18 protein-coding genes are annotated in these 20165 nt (G+C 68.5%); 4 read left to right on the forward strand and 14 right to left on the reverse strand.

The annotated features are described in order from the left end of the window. Window positions 1–130 precede the first annotated feature (130 nt). The 12 genes from VGD28_RS07195 to VGD28_RS07250 form a co-directional block, all read right to left on the reverse strand. The gene (locus tag VGD28_RS07195; RefSeq protein ID WP_331027655.1) at window positions 131–2023 is read right to left on the reverse strand and encodes an XrtA/PEP-CTERM system amidotransferase; all 1893 of its coding nucleotides are present in this window, start codon (window positions 2021–2023) and stop codon (window positions 131–133) included. Between the two features lie 142 nt (window positions 2024–2165). After that, the gene (gene xrtA, locus VGD28_RS07200) at window positions 2166–3704 is read right to left on the reverse strand and encodes an exosortase A (RefSeq protein WP_331027656.1); all 1539 of its coding nucleotides are present in this window, start codon (window positions 3702–3704) and stop codon (window positions 2166–2168) included. Then, the gene (locus VGD28_RS07205) at window positions 3701–4918 is read right to left on the reverse strand and encodes a TIGR03087 family PEP-CTERM/XrtA system glycosyltransferase (protein ID WP_331027657.1); all 1218 of its coding nucleotides are present in this window, start codon (window positions 4916–4918) and stop codon (window positions 3701–3703) included. The genes xrtA and VGD28_RS07205 overlap by 4 nt, the downstream gene beginning before the upstream one ends. Continuing rightward, entirely contained in the window at window positions 4918–5991 is a 1074-nt protein-coding gene (locus VGD28_RS07210) for a FemAB family XrtA/PEP-CTERM system-associated protein (protein ID WP_331027658.1), read from the reverse strand. The genes VGD28_RS07205 and VGD28_RS07210 overlap by 1 nt, the downstream gene beginning before the upstream one ends. Continuing rightward, window positions 5988–6830, reverse strand: coding sequence for an XrtA system polysaccharide deacetylase (locus VGD28_RS07215; protein ID WP_331027659.1), 843 nt, complete (start codon window positions 6828–6830; stop codon window positions 5988–5990). Before VGD28_RS07215 ends, VGD28_RS07210 begins: the two co-directional genes overlap by 4 nt. After that, window positions 6827–7918 carry an AAA family ATPase gene (locus tag VGD28_RS07220; protein ID WP_331027660.1) on the reverse strand — a complete coding sequence of 364 codons (1092 nt, stop codon included), beginning with the start codon at window positions 7916–7918 and terminating at the stop codon, window positions 6827–6829. Before VGD28_RS07220 ends, VGD28_RS07215 begins: the two co-directional genes overlap by 4 nt. Before the next feature lie 11 nt (window positions 7919–7929). After that, a complete protein-coding gene (locus tag VGD28_RS07225; RefSeq protein ID WP_331027661.1) occupies window positions 7930–9516 on the reverse strand; it encodes a hypothetical protein in 1587 nt (528 codons plus the stop codon). Continuing rightward, window positions 9513–10583 (reverse strand): AAA family ATPase, encoded by a 1071-nt coding sequence (locus tag VGD28_RS07230; RefSeq protein ID WP_331027662.1) that lies wholly within the window; start codon window positions 10581–10583, stop codon window positions 9513–9515. Before VGD28_RS07230 ends, VGD28_RS07225 begins: the two co-directional genes overlap by 4 nt. Window positions 10584–10593: 10 nt before the next feature. Then, window positions 10594–12111 carry an XrtA system polysaccharide chain length determinant gene (locus VGD28_RS07235; protein WP_331027663.1) on the reverse strand — a complete coding sequence of 506 codons (1518 nt, stop codon included), beginning with the start codon at window positions 12109–12111 and terminating at the stop codon, window positions 10594–10596. Window positions 12112–12124: 13 nt separating this feature from the next. Next, complete coding sequence (locus VGD28_RS07240) at window positions 12125–12769, reverse strand: XrtA/PEP-CTERM system exopolysaccharide export protein (protein ID WP_331027664.1); 645 nt, start codon at window positions 12767–12769, stop codon at window positions 12125–12127. Between the two features lie 128 nt (window positions 12770–12897). Continuing rightward, entirely contained in the window at window positions 12898–14121 is a 1224-nt protein-coding gene (locus tag VGD28_RS07245; protein ID WP_331027665.1) for a pyridoxal-dependent decarboxylase, exosortase A system-associated, read from the reverse strand. After that, window positions 14118–15629 (reverse strand): acyl-CoA ligase (AMP-forming), exosortase A system-associated, encoded by a 1512-nt coding sequence (locus tag VGD28_RS07250; RefSeq protein ID WP_331027666.1) that lies wholly within the window; start codon window positions 15627–15629, stop codon window positions 14118–14120. Before VGD28_RS07250 ends, VGD28_RS07245 begins: the two co-directional genes overlap by 4 nt. Window positions 15630–15750: 121 nt before the next feature. Here VGD28_RS07250 and VGD28_RS07255 point away from each other — a divergent pair, with 121 nt between their 5' ends. Genes VGD28_RS07255 through VGD28_RS07265 form a run of 3 tightly spaced genes read left to right on the forward strand, consistent with a single transcriptional unit; the run spans window position 15751 to window position 17572 of the window. Then, window positions 15751–16023, forward strand: coding sequence for an acyl carrier protein (locus VGD28_RS07255; protein WP_331027667.1), 273 nt, complete (start codon window positions 15751–15753; stop codon window positions 16021–16023). A gap of 41 nt (window positions 16024–16064) precedes the next feature. Next, window positions 16065–16784 carry a hypothetical protein gene (locus VGD28_RS07260; RefSeq protein ID WP_331027668.1) on the forward strand — a complete coding sequence of 240 codons (720 nt, stop codon included), beginning with the start codon at window positions 16065–16067 and terminating at the stop codon, window positions 16782–16784. Then, on the forward strand, window positions 16772–17572 hold the full coding sequence (locus VGD28_RS07265) for a hydrolase 1, exosortase A system-associated (RefSeq protein ID WP_331027669.1): 801 nt from the start codon (window positions 16772–16774) through the stop codon (window positions 17570–17572). Before VGD28_RS07260 ends, VGD28_RS07265 begins: the two co-directional genes overlap by 13 nt. A 17-nt stretch (window positions 17573–17589) precedes the next feature. On the opposite strand, the gene VGD28_RS07270 is transcribed toward VGD28_RS07265, so the two are convergent. Both VGD28_RS07270 and trxB read right to left on the reverse strand, forming a co-directional pair. Beyond that, the gene (locus tag VGD28_RS07270) at window positions 17590–17928 is read right to left on the reverse strand and encodes a transcription initiation protein (RefSeq protein WP_331027670.1); all 339 of its coding nucleotides are present in this window, start codon (window positions 17926–17928) and stop codon (window positions 17590–17592) included. A 415-nt stretch (window positions 17929–18343) separates the two neighbouring features. Beyond that, the gene (gene trxB, locus VGD28_RS07275; protein ID WP_331027671.1) at window positions 18344–19315 is read right to left on the reverse strand and encodes a thioredoxin-disulfide reductase; all 972 of its coding nucleotides are present in this window, start codon (window positions 19313–19315) and stop codon (window positions 18344–18346) included. 163 nt (window positions 19316–19478) lie between these two features. Here trxB and VGD28_RS07280 point away from each other — a divergent pair, with 163 nt between their 5' ends. After that, complete coding sequence (locus tag VGD28_RS07280; protein WP_331027672.1) at window positions 19479–20123, forward strand: peptidylprolyl isomerase; 645 nt, start codon at window positions 19479–19481, stop codon at window positions 20121–20123. Window positions 20124–20165: the final 42 nt, after the last annotated feature.

Consider the following 20165-nt stretch of genomic DNA (forward strand, 5'->3'; position numbering starts at 1 on the left):
GACGGAGGGGCCGCCCCGTAGAGGGCGGAATTTTGCCGAGCTGCTCTCGGCCGTCTGCGCGGCCGCCCCTCCACCACCGCCTCCGGCGGCGGTCCCCCTCCCCCGGAGCAAGCTCAGAGGAGGAATGGGATCACCCGAACAACCGCCCCAGACTCCGCTCCAGCATCATGAGCTGCCACAGCGTGCGGCCATGCTCGGCGCGGCCGCTGCGGTGCTCTTCTGCCAGCCGGGCGATCGCCTTGGGCTCGAACCAACCGCTTCCGGCCAGCACCGCCGAGCGCGACAGCGCCGCCGCCTCGTCCGCCAGCGCCTTGCGGAACCAGGCCGAGACCGGGGTCACGAACCCCATTTTTGGCCGGTAGAGGATGTCCTTGGGCAGATAGGGCTCGAGCGCCTTCTTCATCAGCCATTTGCCCTGCCCGGCGCGGAGGCGCATCGACGCAGGCAGCGTCGCGGCGAACTCGACGAAGCGATAGTCGAGCAGCGGCTCGCGCGCCTCCAGGCTCACCGCCATGCTGGTGCGGTCCATCTTGGTCAGGATGTCGCCCGGCAACCAATGCTTGAAATCGGCATATTGCGCGCGGTCGAGGCCGTCGCGCGCCGGGGCATTGCGCATCGTCTCGACATAGCGGTTCTCGGCCCGGTGCCCGCCGAGCTGCGCGCGCGCCGCGTCGGTATAGAGGCCCTGCCGCACCGGCGGCGCCGTGACCCCCACCGCATTGGCATAGGCCGCGCCGCTGTCCTCGGCGAGCGCAAGCAGCGTGGTCTTGGCCCTCAGCGGCCGTGGCGCCCAGTCGGCCTTGGGATAGAGGCGTCCCAGCGTGCCGAACACGCCCTGCCGTACTGCCGCCGGGAGCAGGCCACGAACGCGCTCTTCGGCAGCGTGAAACCGGTAGCGGCGATACCCTGCCAGCGCCTCGTCGGCGCCGTCGCCCGACAGCGCCACCGTCACCGTCTCGCGCGCCAGCTCGCACACGCGATAGGTCGCCAGCGCCGAGGCATCGGCAAAGGGCTCGTCGAAATGATGGACCAGCGTGTCGATTAGCTGAAAATCGTCCGCCGCCACGGTGCGGGTGCGATGCTCGGTGCGGAATCGCTCGGCGACCACACGGGCATAGACACGTTCGTCATGGCCGGTCTCGTCGAACCCGATCGTGCAGGTCTTGACCGCATTGCGGCTCGCCTCGGCCATCAGCGCGACCACCGCGCTCGAATCCACCCCGCCCGACAGGAACGCGCCGAGCGGCACGTCCGCGATCATCCGCGAGCGTACCGCCGCGCGCATATGCTCGATCAATTGCGCTTCGAGATCGCGCACCGATCCCTTGGTCCGCTTCGAGAAATCGATGTCCCACCATTCGGTGGGCGCGGGCACGGGCTTTCCCCGCTCGAGCAGAAGATAGTGCCCCGCAGGCAGCTTCTTCACACCCGCCAGCACCGATGCGTCGTCGGGCACATACCCCAGCCCCAGAAAGTCCTCGACCGCACTGAAATCGGGTTGCCGCCGGAACAGAGGATGCGCCAGCAACCCCTTGATCTCCGATGCGAAAGCTACTGCCCCGTCCGACAGCTCGGCATAGTGGAGCGGCTTCACCCCCAGCCGGTCACGCGCCAGCAGCAGCGATTGCGCGCGGGCGTCGTAAAGGGCAATGGCGAACATGCCGTTGAGCCTGGAGAGCATCGCCGCCCCCCAGGCGCGCCAGCCGTGCAGCAGCACTTCGGTATCGCTGTTGCTCTGGAACTTGGCGCCCTTCGCCTCCAGCTCCGCTCGCACCTCCAGGAAATTATAGATCTCGCCATTGTAGCTGACCACGCAATCGCCTTCGGGGGTCGCCATCGGCTGCGCGCCCCCGGCGAGGTCGATGATCGACAGGCGGCGATGCCCCAGGCCCACGCCCGGCGCGGTCCACACGCCTGATCCGTCCGGCCCCCGATGCGCGAGCGCGTCGGCCATCGCCTTGACGCGCGACGGCTCGACCGGCTTCGGCACGCCCGGATAGTAAAGCCCCGCAATCCCGCACATCAGTCTGTTCGTCCCGCCCCGCTTGCTCACGTCTCCCTAACCCGTTCGGGCTGATCTTGTCGAAGCCCTGTTCTTCACTTCTCGACGGATCGAGAGGAAAGACGGCCCTTCGCGACAAGCTCAGGGCGAACGGAACAAGTATTCAGTTCGCCCCGGCTGCGCGGTCGGCCGCCTGCTCCACTGGACCCAGCGCGCCGAGGAATCGCTTGATCGCCGCCCGCGCCGGCAGTTCGCCCTTTTCGGCCGAGACCATCACCGCCACCGCGCGCTGCTTGCCGCCCAGCAGCTTCGCCTTGAGCGTTTCCAGCTTCACCCGCGATTCACTCGACGTCAGCACGTCGCCCACGCGATACCAGGTCACCACCTCGCGCTCGACCGGGCCGGGTGCGGTCATGCGCATCGCCTTGCCGCCTTCCAGCTCGGGCAGATCCTCGATCCGCACCCACTGATCGTTCTCGCGGATCGCACCCTGGCCGAAGCCGACCAGCTCCTTGCCCTCGCGCTGGCTGCCATAGATGGCGAGCACCAGGTCGACCTCGGCCCCCATCCCATCCGAATAGCGGCCCATCAGGAAATGATCGGCGCCGGGGAAGTTGGGCTTCCACTCGGCGCGCTTGCTCAGCGGCACCTGCGTCCAGCCCGCCACCTGCGGCATCGCGACCTTGGCCGGCAGCGTATCGGCGCGCGACGCGATCGCCCCGCCCCACGCCATGAACAGGCTCACCACGAACAATCCGGTGAGCGCGACCACAGCCGGCATCCGCGCAGTGCCCCACCAGCGCCGCTGGAGCTTGGACGCATCGAACCAAGGCGCGTCGGGATCGCGATCGAACCATTTCCATCCGATCGCGAGCACGCCGGCCATCACTGCACCAAAGAAGAACCAGCCATAGACGATATGGTCGTACCCCGTCGCCGCCTCGACCGAGGTCAGATAGGCCGCATAGACCGTCCCGAACGCCCGCACGCCATTGGCCAGCATCGGCACGATCAGCGCCACCGCCATGAACGCCGCGCGCCGCGTCCAGCTGACGTAGCAGACGTTCGCCACCAGAGTGCCGTAGGCGATCATCGCGATCACGAACTTCGAGCCGGAACAGGCCTCGGCCACCTCGAAATAGCCGTTGGGCGTGGTGATCAGCACGCCGTCGACATGCGCGGGCACGCCGAACAGGTCGAGCAGCGGCACCATGATCGCCACAGTCAGATCCTGCAGCGGCTTCTCCAGCGCGTCGCCGAAAGGTACGAGGAAGGTCATGTAGCAGAGCGGGAAGAGCAGCGCGCGCGCGACATTGGGGCCGAGCAGCGCGACGACCGCGCCCTGCAGCATCACGACGAGGCCGAGATGGCGGAACAGCGCCACGCCCGCGGCGTCGCCCAACAGCCAGGCGAACCCGCCCCCGCCGACAAGCCCCAGCCCCGGCCACCACGCCTCGGGCCGCACCGTGGGCAGGTCCGCGCGGCGCTGCCACACCAGCCACGCCACCACCGGCGCGATGAACAGGCAGTGGCCGAAAGTGGTGTTGGTCCAGTAGATCGTCGCGAGATCGGCGACATCGCGATGGAACAGCAGCAACAGCACGGCCCACATGCCGGCCAGCAGCGCCGCATGCCGCTTCCACGTGGCGTCGAACCCCAGTGCGGGCGCCTCGAATCCGCCGTTCGCCACCACCGTCGTCATGCCGCCACCTTCCGGCGCGGATCGCCACGGCCCTTGTCGAACCCCATGATGGCGTCAAGCGCGGACAGCTTGGCCTCCCAGCCATAGAGCTCGATCACCCGTTGCCGCGCCGCCTTGCCCAGCTCGGCGCCACGCGCCGGATCGTCGAGCAGCGCGTTCACCGCATCGGCCATTCCGCCGACGTTCTCGCCCAGCTCGATCGTGCCGCCATGATCGATGCCCGTTGCCGCCGCGGTGGACGCGACCACCGGCCGCGCCATCGCCATCGCCTCCAGCACCTTGTTCTGCACCCCGCGCGCGAGCTTGAGCGGCGCCACCACCACCGACCCCGCAGCCAGCCACGGGCGCACATCGGGCACTTCCCCCGTCACCGTCACGCCGTCGATCCTCGCCAGCGCCTGCACCGCCGCATCGGGCTTGCGTCCCACGATCGCGAACTGTGCGTCAGGATTGCGAACGCGGATATGCGGAAAAACGCTCTCGGCAAACCAGGTCACACCCTCGACATTCGGGCGGTAGTCCATCTGGCCGGTAAAGACGATCAGCGGCGCCACCGCCTCGATCCGCGCGAAGGACGCCCCGGGGTCGAACTTCATGGTATCGATGCCGTTCTCGACTGCATGGACGCGATCTGCGCCGGTGCGCTCACGAAACAGGCCGGCCTCCGCCTCGCTCACGAACAGGCTGGCATCGGCCCTCGCCGCCACGGATTTCTCGAACTGCGCGAGCATCCGCGCCTCGCGCCGCATCATCCAGCCGGTGAAGCCGCGCGTGGTCTTGCCGTAGGTCGCGAACTTGGCCGAATCCATGTCGACAAAGTCCATCACCACGCGCTGGCGCAGCTTGTGCGGCAGATACTGCGCCATCTGGCTGGAGAAGACGTAGATCGTGTCGATCGAGCGCTGCGCGAGCGCTGCGGCGACGGCGTTGCGCAGCTCGGGATTGTCGAACGCGGTGAGCGAGAAGGGCCGCCGCTGGGCCAGCGCCTGAACGCCCGCGGTCGCCTGCCCCTTGCCGCGCCACACGATCTCTCGGCTCGCCGTCACCTTGGCCAGCCCGCTGCGATCCTTGAGGTCGGCGGGATCGTCGGCAAAGGCGATCAGGTGCACGCGCCTGCGCTGCGAAAGATAGCGCAGGATGTTGAACGCGCGGATCTTGTCGCCGCGGTCGGGCGGGAACGGCACGCGATGCGCGAGGAACAGGATGTCGCCCATCAGCCTAGGCCTCGCGAAATCCACGGTCCCACGCGGTTGGCGATGGCAAGCGGCAGCTTGCTCCACACCGCGACCTGAAGCCGGTATTTGGGGTTGAGCGGATTGGCGTCGCGGATCGCCGCGCCCTCGGCCACACGGTCGTAATAGACCAGCGGCTGCGGCTCGAAGCCCCAGTTCTTCTTGAACGCCGCCGCGCCGGTGCCGACCTTCGATCGCCCGAAATCGAAGCGCGTGCAGCCGCGCGCCCGCGCGTGGCGCATCAGCTCGAAATACATGCGGTCATTGGCGCGCAGCCGCCGCGCGTCCGCCGTCCCGCCACCCCAATAGGGATAGACCGTTCCGCGCCAGTACAGGCTCAACACGCCAGCCACCGCCTTCCCCCCGTCCCGCACGATCAGGACGTCGGCAGCACTGCCAAATTCATGCAACATTTCCGTGAACAGGCGGCGCGGGAAGACCGGGGTGCCGAGATTGCGCACGGATTCGGCATAGACGGCATAATGCGCCGCGACGTCGGCCGGGCCCTGCCCGGTCGAGATGTCGAGGTCATAGCCAAGCGACTTGCGCACCTCTGCGCGCTGCTTGCGGGGAATCTGCAGCAGCTCCGCCTCGTCGTCCGTTGCCAGATCGCGCACGAAGCCGAGATAATGGCCGTCGTCGATCGTCCATTCGGGCCCGGGCAACGGCCCGCCGCGCACCTCGACGCTCGGGCAGCTCAGCTGCACCGCGATCTTCCAGCACGCCTCGGCCAGCAGCCGCATCACCTCGGGCCGGTCCGCCAGGATGCCTCCATCCACGCCGAACCCGGCCGAGGCGAGCACGCGGCCGAACAGCGGCGAGTGCAGCTCGGTCAGCGGCATCACGCCAACCACGCCCTGCCCGTCGCGCTCGGCAACCAGATAATGCGCCTTCTGTCCGCAGCCCTTCTCCACCGCCGCGCTCCATGCGGGCAGGTGAAAGGGCGTGCCGTCCGGATGCGCCTCGACGAACGCCTCGATCCGAGCGCGCTCGAGCGGATCGGCGAGATCGGCGACGCGCACCACAGGCGCGGCCAGGCGCACCGGCGCGTTCACGCGAGCTTCGCCGCTTCGGCGGCGGCGACGCGGTCGGTGCGGTCCCAGCGATGCCGGCGCATCAGCGTCCCCAGCTTGCCCGCCATCGCGCCCAGCCGCGCATAGTGGCGCAGCTTCGACTTGAGCGGCGCGCTGGCCACGCGTGGCTGGGCGGGATCGACCTCCCAGGGATGGAAATAGAAGATCGCCGGCCGGCCCGCCCCGTTGAGCGCATCGATCGCGCGATAGATGACATTGCCGGGCAGCAGCCGGAAAAAGCCTCCGCCGGTCGTGACCTCGCGGCCCAGGAACTTCGCCGTGGTCACCGGCAGCTCGATCAGATCGCTGCCCGCGACCGGCCGGAATGCGGTACGCGGCGCATCCTCCCAGCCATAATGATCGTGCCCGATCGGCGCGACGCTCGACGAATAGGCATAGCCCTGCTCGGCGAGGATCGCGTGCGCCCAGGGGGTCCGCTTGTCGATCGAGAAGCTCGGGGCGCGGTATCCGGTCACTTTCTGCCCGCTCGCATCCTCCAGCGCCGCGCGGGCGCGCGCGATGTCGTCGCGGAACTGCTCGGGCGTCAGGTTGAACACGCGCTGGTGATCCCAGCCATGGCTCGCCACCTCATGCCCCGCCGCGGCGATGCGGCGCATCAGCGCGGGATATCTGTCCGCGACCCAGCCGAGCGTGAAGAAGGTCGCCTTGACCCCGCCCACGTCGAACAGCTCGAGCACCTTGTCGGTGTTCGCCTCGACGCGATGGTCGAGCCCGTCCCAATCGCCGCGCGCGATCACCTTCTCGAACGCGCCGACCTGGAACCAGTCCTCGACATCGACCGAGAGTGCGTTCGCGGTCATTGCCAGGCGGCGGTTTCGCGCCGCGGCGCCCCGATTCCCCTGGCGCCCTCTTCGCCCTCGATGAAGTCGACCATCAGCGTCAGCACGCGCCGCAGCGCCGCATCCTGCTCTTCGAGGCGCGCTTCGAGCCGCGCCATCCGCGCGTGCAGCGCATCGATCGCGGCATTGTCCACCAGCTCAGCGCCTTGAGCCGCCGCCGCGACCGGCGCCTCGATCGAGGCGGTCGCGCTCGCGGTCGCGGCGTTCGCGGCGGCGGCAAGCGGACGCCCGGCAACCACCGTGTCGTTGTCGAGATCGGCGATCACCGTCTCGACGTCTTCGGCGCTGAAGCTCTCGATCTGCTCGATCGCCCCGAACAGCATCACCCGGCCGGTGAGCTGGTTGACCTTGCGCGGGATGCCGCCGGACCAGCGATGGATCGCCTCGACCGCGCCCTGCTCGAACTTCGGCTTGCCGTTCCAGCCGACCACCGTCAGGCGGTGGATCAGATAGGGCTCGAGCTCCTCAAGCCCCATCGGATCGAGCTGGTGCATCGCGATCACGCGCTGGCGCAGCTGCTCCAGCCGCGGATCGGCGAACAATGCCCGGAACTCGGGCTGGCCGAGCAGGAAGATCTGCAGCAGCGGATAGCCGCCGGCCTGGAAGTTGGAGAGCATGCGCAGCTCCTCCAGGCTCTCCATCGGCAGCGCCTGCGCCTCGTCGACGATCAGCAGCGTGCGCTTGCCGGTGCGCGCGACGGCATGCAGCCCCTTCTCGATCGCCGCCAGCGTCTGCGCCTTGGCAAGGCCGGTGGTGTCGGTGCCGAGCCCCTGCGCCACGAGATGCAGCAGATCCTCGGACTTTACCTGCGTGGTCACGATGCGGATGACGTTGAGCCGCTCGCGGTCGATCGTGTCCATCAGATGGCCGACCAGCGTGGTCTTGCCCGCGCCCGGCGATCCGGTGATCACGATGAACCCCTCGCCCTGGCTCAGACCGTATCCCAGATACGCCATCGCCTTGCGATGCGTCGCGGTGTCGAACCAGAACGCCGGATCCGGGGTCAGCTGGAATGGCCGACCGCTCAGGCCATAATGCTCGTCGTACATCAGTCCACCCGTCAGAAGCCGTAGCGAACACCGAGCAGCGCCTGGGCAGATGTATTGCCCTCGCCCTCGATATCGAACGTCGAAATCCCAAGCGTCGCCATCGCGCTGAGCGATCCGAAGCTACGATAATAAGAGCCGTTGGCACCAGCCCCGAACACGCCGGGCGACCCCGGCAGGTTGCTCTCGTAATAATTGGCGTAGACGTTGCCGCTGATGCTCGACACCGCGTCGAGCGCCTGCGTCGCGAAGAACTGGCCATACCAGTTGTCGTCGCTCGTACCCGCCAGGATCACGCCGGGCGGCACCAGATAGCGGCGGTTGGCATAGCCGAGGCCGAGGCCCAGCGTGGTCGGCCCCGCATTCATCGAGAGCACCGCGTTGACGCCCCGCGCGCGATAGCTCGCGGTCGATATCGAGCCGAGCGAGTTGGCCAGGCATCCGCCCGCCGCGGTCGCGGTGTCGCCGAACACGCAGCCGTTGAACGCATCCCCGAACGGATCGCCCGGGATGTTGAAGCTGGTCGGCAGCGCCGCAAGGTCGCGCAGCAGCTGGCGGCCGAAGCTGTCGACCGAATCATAGACGCCCACCTGAAGCCCCGAGCGGCGCGAGATCTGCCACTGCAGCGACCCGGTATAGCTCATCGAATCATAGCGGCGGCCGACCCGCGCCTCGAGCATCAGGCGCGTGCTGGGCTTGTAGATCACGCCCGCGTCCCAGAACACGCCGTCGAGGTCATAGGCGATGCGCGGCGGCGAAGCGGGATCGGTGACGAACCGGCCGTTGCCGTCGCGCACGATGTTGCCCGCGGCATCGCGCAGAGGATCGCGCTGGGTGATCTTGATCCTCTCGTACCCCACCCCGCCGACGACCGCGAGGCCGGCGCCCACCGGCAGCACCGCATCGGCGCGCGCGAACTTGCCGTCATAGGTCTGGTCGAGCTGGCTCGCCTCCTCGCGCTGCCAGGCGCCGGCGACGCTGAGACCGACCGGCAGCACCGATCCCGCCTTCACGCCAGCGCGCACCTGCGCGAGGTGGCTGGTCGAGCTGTCGTACACGTCGAGCGGCGGGAGCAGCGGATCGACTCCGGCGATGTCGGGCGCCTCCGCCTTCACATAGCCGAAGCGATAGGCGGCGCTGAGGTCGATCGGGCCGTTCCCGGCGTGGAAAGTCGGGCCGGCATAGGCCGAATAGATCTGGCTGACGTTGCGGACATTGCCGGCCAGGTTGCCGGGCGCGTCGCCACGGATGTCACTGCGCGTGCGGGTCGCCAGCGCGCCGCCTTCCAGCGTCAAGCCGCGCCCGATGCGGACCGCCGCGCGGGCAAGGCCGCTATGCGTATCGCTGTCGGCAACGTCGCGGTCGTAGGAGAAGCGATGCTCGTACTTGTACGAAAGCTGCACCTCGACCCGGCGGGTCTGGATCGCGGCGTCGACGCCGGCACCGACCGAGGTATAGGTCAGCACCTCGTCGGACTCGAAGTCGGCGACGAGCACCTGCGCGGCATCGACATGCGCCTCGATCGACTTGCGGCGCTCCTGCGCGGCCGCCGGAAGGGCGACAAGGGCGGTGGCGGCGATCGCCGCAGCGAACAGCCTCATGATTCGGCTTCCCCGTAATAGGCACCATAGCTGCCGAAGCGGCGCCCGCCCGGCTGGAAGGACACGCTGTTGAGCACGAGCTGGATCTGATCGCACCCGTCGAGCAGGCCGACCGCTTCGCGCAGGTCGCTCTCGCTCGTGCGGTCGGCGCGGACCACCAGCATCACCTGCCCCACCTGCCCGGCCAGCACCGAAGCGGGCGAGGCGGCGAGTGCGGGCGGCGAATCGAAAATGACGATACGGCGCGGATCGGCGGCGGCGAGCGATTCGAGGATCCTGGCGGCGCGCTCGCTCGCCAGCAATTCGGTGTCGGCGTTCGATCGCGTGCCGGCCGGCAGCACCGAAAGCTGCGGCACATCGGTCGCGATCACGCAGGATTCGACATTGTCGATGTCGCCCGCGAGCACGTCGAGCAGGCCCGGCCCCTCGGACGCGCCAAGACGCGCCATTACGTCGGGCTTGGCGAAATCGGCGTCGACCAGCAGAACCTCGACATCCTTCTCGGCCGCCATCGAGAGCGCGAGGTTGATCGCGCAGAAGGTCTTGCCGTCATTGGGCTTGGCCGAGCAGACCAGGATCATCCGCGCGCGGTTCTCGTTCGCGTCGCTGTCCGCCGCCCAGACCGCACGGGCGGTGTTGAGCAGCTGGCGCTTGATCAGGCGGAATTCCTCGGCGAGCGCGGTCACCGTCGCGCCGGGAACCAGCATCCCTTCCTCGGCGAGCCGATCGCGATCGATCGTGATGAAGGCATCGCGGCTCGGCGCACGCACGCGCGGTGCCGGGCAAACGAGCGGCGAGGCCGGCGCCTCGACCGCGGCCGGCTCCGCTACCACCTCTTCCGCTATTGTTTCCTCGGCCGGAGCCGCCTCAGCCGGATTGGGCCTGGGTGCGGTCGGTTCCGACGCCAGCTCGTGCTCGGCCTCAAGCGCGACCGGATCGGGCGGCACACGCGCCGGCTCGGCAGCCGGCACCGGCGGGATCACCCGCGGCTCGTGCATCAGGTCATAGCGCTCGGCCGCCCGTTCGAGGAGCGAACCGCGATAGCGCCGGGGCGTTTCGTCGTTCATCGCTTTCCCCTCACGCCGCCATGCCGCGCTGGAACATCTCCAGCCCCAGCAGCGCGACCCATGCGAACACCAGCCCGCCGGTCGCCGCGGCGAACATCTGCAATCGTTTCCTGCGCAGCGCCGTCTGCGCCGCGGTCACGACCTCGCCCACCGATCCGATCACCGGCATGCCCGACGCCTTCTCCAGCCGCTTGGCGGTCGGGAAGGTGCCGGCAAGCTGGCTCAGGCCGAACGCCGCCGCCACGCCGCCGCCGAGCCCGACGATGAGCACGCCGGTGAGCAGCAGCATGCGATTGGGCGCGCTCGGCGCGGTCGGCTGGACCGGCGGATCGACCACGTCGAACTTCACCGCATCGGCCTGGCTCGCGGCCTGGCTGCGCAGCTTCACCTGCTCGCGGTCGGTCAGCAGCTTGTCATATTCGGTCTTGAGCACCTGATAGTTGCGGTCGATCTCCGCCTGCTCCTGCGCCGCGGCGGGATCGCTTGCGATCTTCTGGTCGAAGGCGTTGATGTCCGCCTCGATCTGCGCCTTGCGGTTGGCGAGCGCGGCGACCTGCGCCGAACGCTCCGCCTGCATCGTCTTGAGGCCCAGATAGAGCGGATTGGCACTGGCGCCCCCGCCTGCGACCGCAACCGGCTTCTCGCCCCGTGCGGCGACCTGCGCCTGCGAAAGCTGGCTCTTCAGCGCCGCGACATCTGGGTGGTTGTCGGTCCAACCGCGCGCGCGGGCTTCGGCCAGCTGTCCTTGAATAGCCGAAACACGCGCGCGCGCCGGCCCGGCGACAGCGCCGCCGGCCCCGGGAGAGGTGGCAGCCGTTCCGGCCATCTGGCCGTTGACCGCCGCGAGCCCGCTCTGCGCAGCGGCGAGCTCGGAATTGACCTGGGCGAGCTGGGCGCGCGCCGTCGCCAGCCGCTCGGTGAGCGAACCGGTGCCGGGCAGCGATCCCAGATAGCGCGCCTGGAACTCGGCCTGCTTCGCCTCGGCCGCCTGCAGCGCCTTCTGACGCTCGGCAAGCTGCTGGTCGAGGAAGGTGAGCGACTGGCTCGCCTCGGCCCGGCCCTGAGTCAGATTGTCCTCGACGAAGATGTCGATCAGCTTCTGCACGATCGCGCGCGCGAGCTTGCCGCTGCTCGCGCTAGCGGTGATCTCGAACAGATTGTCCTGCTGCGCGACCACCTTGATCTTCTGCTGAAGGCCCGCGACGCGCGCCGCCACATCCTTGTCGGTGGCGACGGTGTTGGCCAGCTCGGTGCCGCGCACGACCTTTTCGAGGTTCACCGCGCTGGTCAGCGTCTGGCGGATCCGGTCGATGTCCTTCTGCTGCTCCTGCTGCGTCGCGATGCCCTGCCCCGGCAGGATCTGCCGCAGCTGGACGAGCACGCGCGCGCGGCTCTCATACTGGTTGGGGATCTGCGACACGACCAGCCAGCCCGCCAGGCACAATGCCCATGCGACCGCCAGAGCGATCCAGCGGCGCTGCCAGATTCCGTGGAGCAGGGTCCGGATTTCTTCCCAAAGGCCTCCCATCGCTACGCCGCCCTTAGAACATGCTTTCGGGGATGATGATCACGTCGCCCGGTTCCAGCCGGACGTTCGCGCTCGTGTCCCCGTTCTTGAGCAGCGCCGAGAGGCGCAGGCGGTATTCGCGCTGCTTGCCGCTATTCTTGTCGAAGCGGATCAGCCGCGCTCGGTTGCCCGCCGCGAATTCCGAAAGCCCGCCCACCGCGATCATCGCGTCGAGCAGGGTCATGTTCGCGCGATAGGGCAGCGAGGCCGGCTTCTCGGTCGCGCCGACGACGCGAATCTGCTGGCTGAAGGTGCCGCTGAAATTCTCGACGATGACCGAGACGATCGGGTCCTTGATATATTCGCCCAGCGCGATCTTGAGATCGTCAGCGAGCATCGCCGGGGTCTTTCCGACCGCGGGCATGTCGCTGATCAGCGGGGTGGTGATGCGGCCGTCGGGGCGCACCTGCACCTTCGCCGACAGCTCGGGATTGCGCCACACGAAGATCTGCAGGCTGTCGAGCGGCCCGATCACATATTCCTCGCCTGGCCCCTCGCGGCTGGCGACGAAGGTGGTGGCGGGCAGCTCGGGCCGGCTGCCCCCGCCCGCGCAGCTCGAAAGCGCGACCGCGGCGATCGACGCTGCCGTCAGAACCCTCGCATTGTGCCGAAAACGCATCACCCCAGAACCTCCGTCTCGCACGCGAAGGGGCGGCGTCCCGCCCCGCAAATCCGCGCACATTCGCGGTTGCTATGGGGGTGCAGAGGTAAAGATACCGTTAGGGAGGGAAGAGCCGCTCCGGCTGATCAGCTGCAGGCGACGATCTCCACGGCCGGGCCATGCCCCAGAAAGGCCGCGGGGCTCGCGCTCGCGCCATAGGCTCCGGCCAGAAACACGGCGATGACGTCACCGGGCTCGGCATGCGGCAAGGCCACGCGATCGGCCAGCCGGTCCAGCGGGGTGCAAAGCGGGCCCACAATGGAGACGGTTTCGGCCGGTTCCAAGCCCATCTTCCCCGCCACCGCGACCGGATAGTTGCGGCGCACCACCGTCCCGAAATTGCCCGAAGCGGCCAGCTGGTGATGCAGCCCGCCGTCACAGATCAGGAAGGTCTCCTCGCCGCTCGTCTTCCGGTCGATCACGCGCATCAGATAGACGCCGCACTCGCCCGCGATCCACCGCCCCAGCTCGATCGCGAAACCCGCCTTCGCCAGCACCGCCGGCCGCACCGCCAGCGTCTCCCCCAGCGCGGCCCCGACCGCGTCGATATCGACCGGCGTATCGCCCGAGAAATAGGGAATGCCAAACCCGCCGCCGAGGTTGACCAGCGGCGGCTCCGCCCCCGCCTCCTCCGCCAGCCGCGCCGCGAGCGCCACCGTCGCCGCCTGCGTCTCGATGATCGCCGCCGTATCCAGCGACTGCGATCCGGCGAAGATATGGAACCCCCGCCAGTCCGCGCCGCGATCGATCAGCCGCCGCACCAGCCCCGGCACCCGCGCCGCATCGACCCCGAAGGGCGAGGCGCGCCCGCCCATCTTCATCCCCGATCCGCGCAGCTCGAAGTCAGGGTTCACCCGCACCGCGAGCTTCGGCGCCGCCCCCAGCTGCTGCCCGATCGCCAGCGCCCGCTCCGCTTCGTCCTCGGACTCGAGGTTCAGCGTCGCGCCCGCGGCAATCGCAGCCTCCAGCTCGGCGTCGCGCTTGCCCGGCCCCGCAAAGCTGATGTGCGCCGCGTCCTTGACCTTGAGTGCGCGGGCGAGCTCCCCGCCCGAGGCCACATCCAGCCCGCCCACCAGCGGTGCCACCGCCGCCAGAAATTCAGGCAACGGATTGGCCTTGATCGCGAAATGGATCTCGCACGCATCCGGCAACGCCGCACGCAACCGCGCCAGCCGCTCGCGCACGATGCCCATGTCGTACACGAACAGCGGAGATCCCGCTTCCGCGACCCATTTCGCCGCGCTCTTCCCCCCGATCGTCAGCTCGCCCTGCCCCGCGAAATAGGGGGGAATCGGCCCCATTGGCTTCATGACGTCAGCTCCGCCTTCAAGCCCGATCGGTCGAACTTGCCGTTCGCATTGCGCGGCAGGCTGTCGCGCCATTCGTAGCGGGTGGGTTGCATGAAGCTCGGCAGCTCGCGCCGCAGCCGCTCCCGCAGCGCCGCTTCAGCCACAGCCGCGTCCCCCCGCGCCACCGCGACCACCACGATCGCCTGCCCCAGCCGCTCGTCCTTGATCCCGAACGCCGCCGCTTCGCTCGCCTCGCCGCCGGCCAGCACCGCCTCCTCGACCTCGGTCGGGCTGATCCGGTTGCCCTGCGACTTGATCATCTCGTCGTCGCGCCCGACAAAGCGCAGCAGGCCATCTTCGCCCTCGACCACCGTGTCGCCCGAGAACACCGCCATCCCGCCATATCGCGAGAATTCCGGCGCCGGCCTGAAACGCTGCGCCGTCCGTTCGGCGTCCTGCCAATAGCCCTGCGCCACCAGCGGCCCGGCGTGAACCAGCTCGCCCGGCTCGCCCGGTCCGGCGCGGGTGCCGTCGGGCCGCACCACCATGATCTCGGCAAAAGGGATCGCCCGTCCCATCGAATCCGGGTTGGCGTCGACCAGCCCGGGATCGAGATAGGTCGAGCGGAACGCCTCGGTCAGGCCGTACATCGGATAGACGTCCGCCTTGGGAAACTTCGCGCGCAGCCCGCGCACCATGCCGGGCGTCAGCGCCCCGCCCGAATTGGTCAGCCGCCGCAGCCGCCAGGCGGTCGTCTCCGGCCACTCCGCATCCAGCAGCTGCACCCATAAAGGCGGCACGCCGGCGATCGTCGTCACGCCGTGCCGGTCCACCGCCTTGATCACGTCCTTCGCGGTCAGATAGTCGAGCGGGATCACCCGCCCGCCGCCCGCCCAGGTCGAGAAGAGCTGGTTCTGCCCATAATCGAAGCTCAGCGGAAGCACGCCCAGCACGCGATCCTCGGGTACGATCTTCAGGTAATGCGCGACGCTGATCGCCCCCAGCCACATGTTCGCATGGCTCAGCATCACCCCCTTGGGCCGCCCGGTCGAGCCGGAGGTGTAGAGGATCGCCGCCAGCGCCTGCGGATCGGCATCGCACGGCGGCAATCCCGGCCCGTCGAGCACCGCCTCGTCATCGCCCGCGATCCGGCAATGATCGGGCAGGTCGCCGCTCTCCAGCGTCATCGACCGCGCCGGCTGGGTGATCAGCAACGAAGCACCGCTATCGGCCAGGATATGCGCCACCTGCGCACGCTTGAGCACGGGATTGACCGGCACATGCACCAGTCCCGCGCGCGCGGCGGCGAGCGGCATCAGGCAGGCGAGCCGTGTCTTGGGCAGCCAGGTCGCGACGCGCGCGCCCGGCGCAAGGCCTTGCCCTTCCAGCCAGCCAGCCAGCGCGCCCACCGCGGCTTCCAGTCCGGCATAGGTCAGCGCGCCGCTGCGATCTTCCAGCGCCACGTCATCGGGTGCTCCCGATTGGGGCAGCGCATCGATCGGCCGGGGAGTCGGGTCCAGTTCCACCATCGCGCCTCCTTAGCTCGCATCGGTTAACGATACAGTGCGAGTTTGCCGTTAGCAGGTGCAGCACTTGGCAGCGCGGCGCGCAACCGGTAACGGGAACGCAAAAATAGCAGGGGGACGTACGTTGCAGCCGGACGGATTTCACGAGGTCGAGGAAACGGTGCGCGGCGTGCTGCGCGACGTGCTGGGAATCGACGCCCAGCGTGTCGCCGCGTTCGACGAGGCGACCCCGCTGTTCGGCGCGCTGCCCGAGCTCGATTCGATGGCCGTCGCGGGCGTGCTGACCGAGATCGAGGACCGCCTCGGCATCATCATCGAGGATGACGAGGTCGACGGCGACATGCTCGAGAGTTTCGGCGCGCTGGTCCGCTTCGCCGCGTCCAAGGCGCTCACCTGATCGCGTTCGACAGCTATGAGTGGCCCGGCGGCCGCGAGGCGATGCTCCGCTTCGGCCCCGCCGCCGGCCCTGTCGTTGTCGTCGCGCTGCCGCTGTTCGAGGAAGCCAACCGCACGCGCGCCTTCGCGGTGACGATCCTGCGCGCGCTCGCCGAGCGCGGGATCGCGGGCGCGCTGCCCGATCTGCCGGGCCAGGGCGAGAGCCTGGTGCCGACGCACGAAACCGATCTGGTAACGCTCCGCGCCGCCTTCGCCGCTGCCGTCGAAGCGCTCAAAAATCCCTCTCCCATTGGGAGAGGGAAGGAGGCGCGCAGCGCCGGGAGGGTGAGGGCAACCCACGATCGCGTCTTCGCCCTCGCTATCCGCAGCGGAACCTTGCTCGACACCCATGCGGCGGTCACCGCCCGCTACCACCTCTCCCCGATGTCCGGCGCCGACCTCCGCCGCGAACTGATCCGTGCGCGTCAGGCGTCCTCGCGTGAGGCGGGAGACACCTTCGACCCCGCCTCGCTCGACATTGCGTCCGAGCCGGTCGAGCTGGCCGGCAATCTGATCGCGCCAGCCTTCCTTGCCGTACTCGCCGCCGCGATTCCCTCGACCGAGGCGATCCGCACCGTCCGTCTCGAGACCGAGGCCAAACCCGCCGACGTCAAGCTGCCCGGAAGTCCGCTCTGGCGGCGCGCGGAGCCGGACAATGACCCGGCCTTCGCACAGGCCGTCGCCGACGATATTGCGCAGTGGATCGCGGCATGCGCCGCCTGACCAGCTTCCCATGCGTCAGCGAAACCCTCGTCGCGACGCTCGACGAAGCCCCCGGCACCACGGGCCTGCTGATCGTCTCGGGCGGGAACGAGATTCGCATCGGCGCGCATCGCGGCATGGCCGAGCTTGCCGCCACGGTCGCCGTGGCGGGCCATCCGGTGTTCCGCTACGATCGCCGCGGAATCGGAGATTCAACAGGGAAAAACAATGGCTTCGAGTCGACTTCTGAGGATATTACTGAAGCCGTCGCGGCCTTTCGCCGCGAAGCACCGCAGCTCACCCGGATCGTCGCCTTCGGCAATTGCGATGCCGCCAGCGCGCTGATCCTGTACCACGCCAGCGCGGGGATCGATGCGCTCGTCCTCACCAATCCCTGGACGATCGAAGCGGCCGACGATCTGCCCCCGGCGGCGGCGATCCGCTCACGCTATGTCGAGAAGCTCAAGAACCCGCGCGAACTGCTTCGGCTGTTTACCGGTGGCGTGAATATACGCAAACTTGTCAGTGGTTTGCTAAAGGTATCTTCCAGGCCTTCGCAGGTTCAGGCCAGCCTCCCCGCCCGCCTCGCCGCCGCGCTGAACGTCGCGCAGGTTCCGGTTACCATCCTGCTGGCAAAGGCCGACAACACCGCCCTCGCCTTCGCCGATCACTGGAAGGCCGGCCCCTTCGCGCCCGCCCGCGCCCGCTGCGAAGTCGCCACCTGCGATACCGACAGCCACAGCTTCGCCCGGCCGCAGGATAAGGCATGGCTCACGGAGCGCGTGCTGGCGGCGCTGGCCATCCCGTAGCCGTTCTAGGGTCCACCCTAGCTCGCCGGGTCGTACATGAACTCGCGCAGCTCCTGCGCGCAGCGGCACGCGACTGCGATTCTTCGTGCCCATTCGACGGCTTCCTCGCGGGTCGGCACCTCGAGCACCGTGAACCCGCCCTTCAGATAGCTGCCGGGATAGATCTCCGAAGACACCGATCCGTCGGCGGAGACCAGCACGGGCTCGACTCCCTCGTGGATTCCGCCGCCGAACACATAGACGCCGGCCGCCTTGGCCTCCTCGATCACCGCATGCGCATCGTCGGCGACGCGCGGCAGCTCCTCGTCCGTGACCTTCATGGCTTCGCTCGGGAAGGAGATGAGGTATTTGGTCATGCCCCGATGTTGCATCGAAGGCGCAGTGTCGGCAACCGTCTACGGCAGGCAGCGGCCGGCCTTCCAATGTTGGATTTGATTTGATCTATCCTTGTCGATGATCGGCGAAAACATCCGAATCCACGTCGCACCGGCCAGGCCGCCGCAGCGCGTCCTTGGCGCGCATCTGCCGCGTGCCTGGCGCGTTACTGGCGCGCTGGTGACGCGCCGGTGGCGCCTTGGCGTCGCGTGCGCGGCGCGTTGTCGTCGCGAACCTGGCGCAAAGCCGGCGCGAATCCGCCGCATCGCCGGCGCGATCGGCGGAATCCCCGCATTCGCGTCAATTTCGTCAGGCCGGCCAGTCGCCGCACGCGATCCGGGCCGCTCGGCAAAGTGTAAAAATGAAGCGATCATCGCTAAACTTTGGGGCCGCTCTTCACTCCGCCGCTTCGGCGACTGCCTCGAAATCCGCCTCCGCCAGGAAGCGCTCGGCATCCAGCGCCGCCATGCAGCCGGTGCCCGCCGCGGTGATCGCCTGGCGGTACACCTTGTCCATCACGTCGCCGCACGCGAACACGCCCGGAACGCTGGTGCGGGTGGTGCCGGTCTCGACCTCGATATAGCTGTCGGCGTCGAGCTTCAGATGCCCCCGGAACAGCTCGGTCGCCGGATGATGGCCGATCGCGACGAAGCCGCCCTCGACATCGATGTCGGAGAGCTCGCCGGTCACCGTGTCCTTGAGCTTGAGGCCCACCAGCCCTTCGGGATCGCCACCGCCGACGAACTCGATGACTTCCTTGTTCCACAGCGTTTTGATCTTGGGGTTGGCGAACAGCCGCTGCTGCAGGATCTTCTCGGCGCGCAGGCTGTCGCGGCGGTGGATCAGCGTCACGTCATGGCTGTGGTTGGTAAGGTACAGCGCTTCCTCGACCGCGGTGTTGCCGCCGCCGATGACCGCGACCTTCTTGCCGCGATAGAAGAAGCCGTCGCAGGTCGCGCACGCCGACGCGCCCTTGCCCTTCATCGCTTCCTCGCTGTCGAGGCCGAGCCACTTGGCCTGCGCGCCCGTCGCGATCACCAGCGTGTCGCCGAGATAGACGGTGCCGCTGTCGCCCACCATGCGGAACGGCCGCTGGGTCAGGTTGACCTCGACGATCGTGTCATACATCATCTGCGCGCCGACATGCTCGGCCTGTGCCTGCATCTCCTGCATCAGCCACGGGCCCTGGATCACTTCGCGGAAGCCGGGATAGTTCTCGACGTCGGTGGTGGTCATCAGCTGCCCGCCCGGCTGGATGCCCTGCACCACGATCGGGGCGAGGCCGGCGCGCGCGCCGTAGATGGCGGCGGAAAGCCCGGCGGGGCCGGAACCGAGGATCAGCATGCGGGTCGAATGGGTGGCGGTCATCGTAAGTCCTGTAGGCCCCAAAAAGACGGTGGCGGCACCGCATCTAGGGGGTCGGCACCGCCAAAGGCAACATGGGTGGCGGTCGCCCGCGCGCCAGCAAAGCGATTCTGTTGTGGACGAAAGCCGGTTGAAGCAGGCCTCGCGTTGCGCGAAGACAAGCGCCATGACGATCCGCCGCACCCTGCTCGCCGCCACCCTGCTGGCTCCGCTGGCCGCCCTCGCTCAGGCCGTTCCGCCAGCCGCGCCGACCACCACGCCTGCCCCTGCCCCGACGCCAAAACCGGCAACGCAGAAGGTGGCGATCGAGACCAGCCTCGGCCGCATCGTTCTCGAGCTGGAGACCGAGCGCGCCCCGGTCACCGCGCGCAATTTCCTGCGCTATGTCGATCAGAAGCGGCTCGACGGGGTCGGCTTCTACCGCTCGGTCAAGGTAGCGGACAAGTTCGGCTTCGTGCAGTTCGGCGTGGAGGGGAATCCCAAGCGCATCCTCCCCCCGATCGCGCACGAGCCCACCACCAAGACCGGGGTGAAGCACGTCAACGGCGCCATCTCCACCGCGCGCCTCGCGCCCGGCACCGCGCGGGGCGAGTTCACGATCAGCGTCGGCGACCAGACTTCGCTCGACGCGAACCCGTCGGCGCCGGGCGACAATCTGGGCTACGCCGCGTTCGGCAAGGTGGTCGAGGGGATGGACGTGATCTGGAAGATCCTCGACGCCCCGACCTCGCCCACCAGGGGCGAAGGCGTGATGAAAGGCCAGATGCTCGAGCCGAGGATCAAGGTGTTGAGCGTCCGCCGCGTGCCCTGAACAAGATCAACCAAAGACAAGGAGAAAGGCCAACCCCCAAAT

The organism is Sphingomonas sp. (assembly GCF_036402235.1).
GTDB lineage: Bacteria > Pseudomonadota > Alphaproteobacteria > Sphingomonadales > Sphingomonadaceae > Sphingomonas.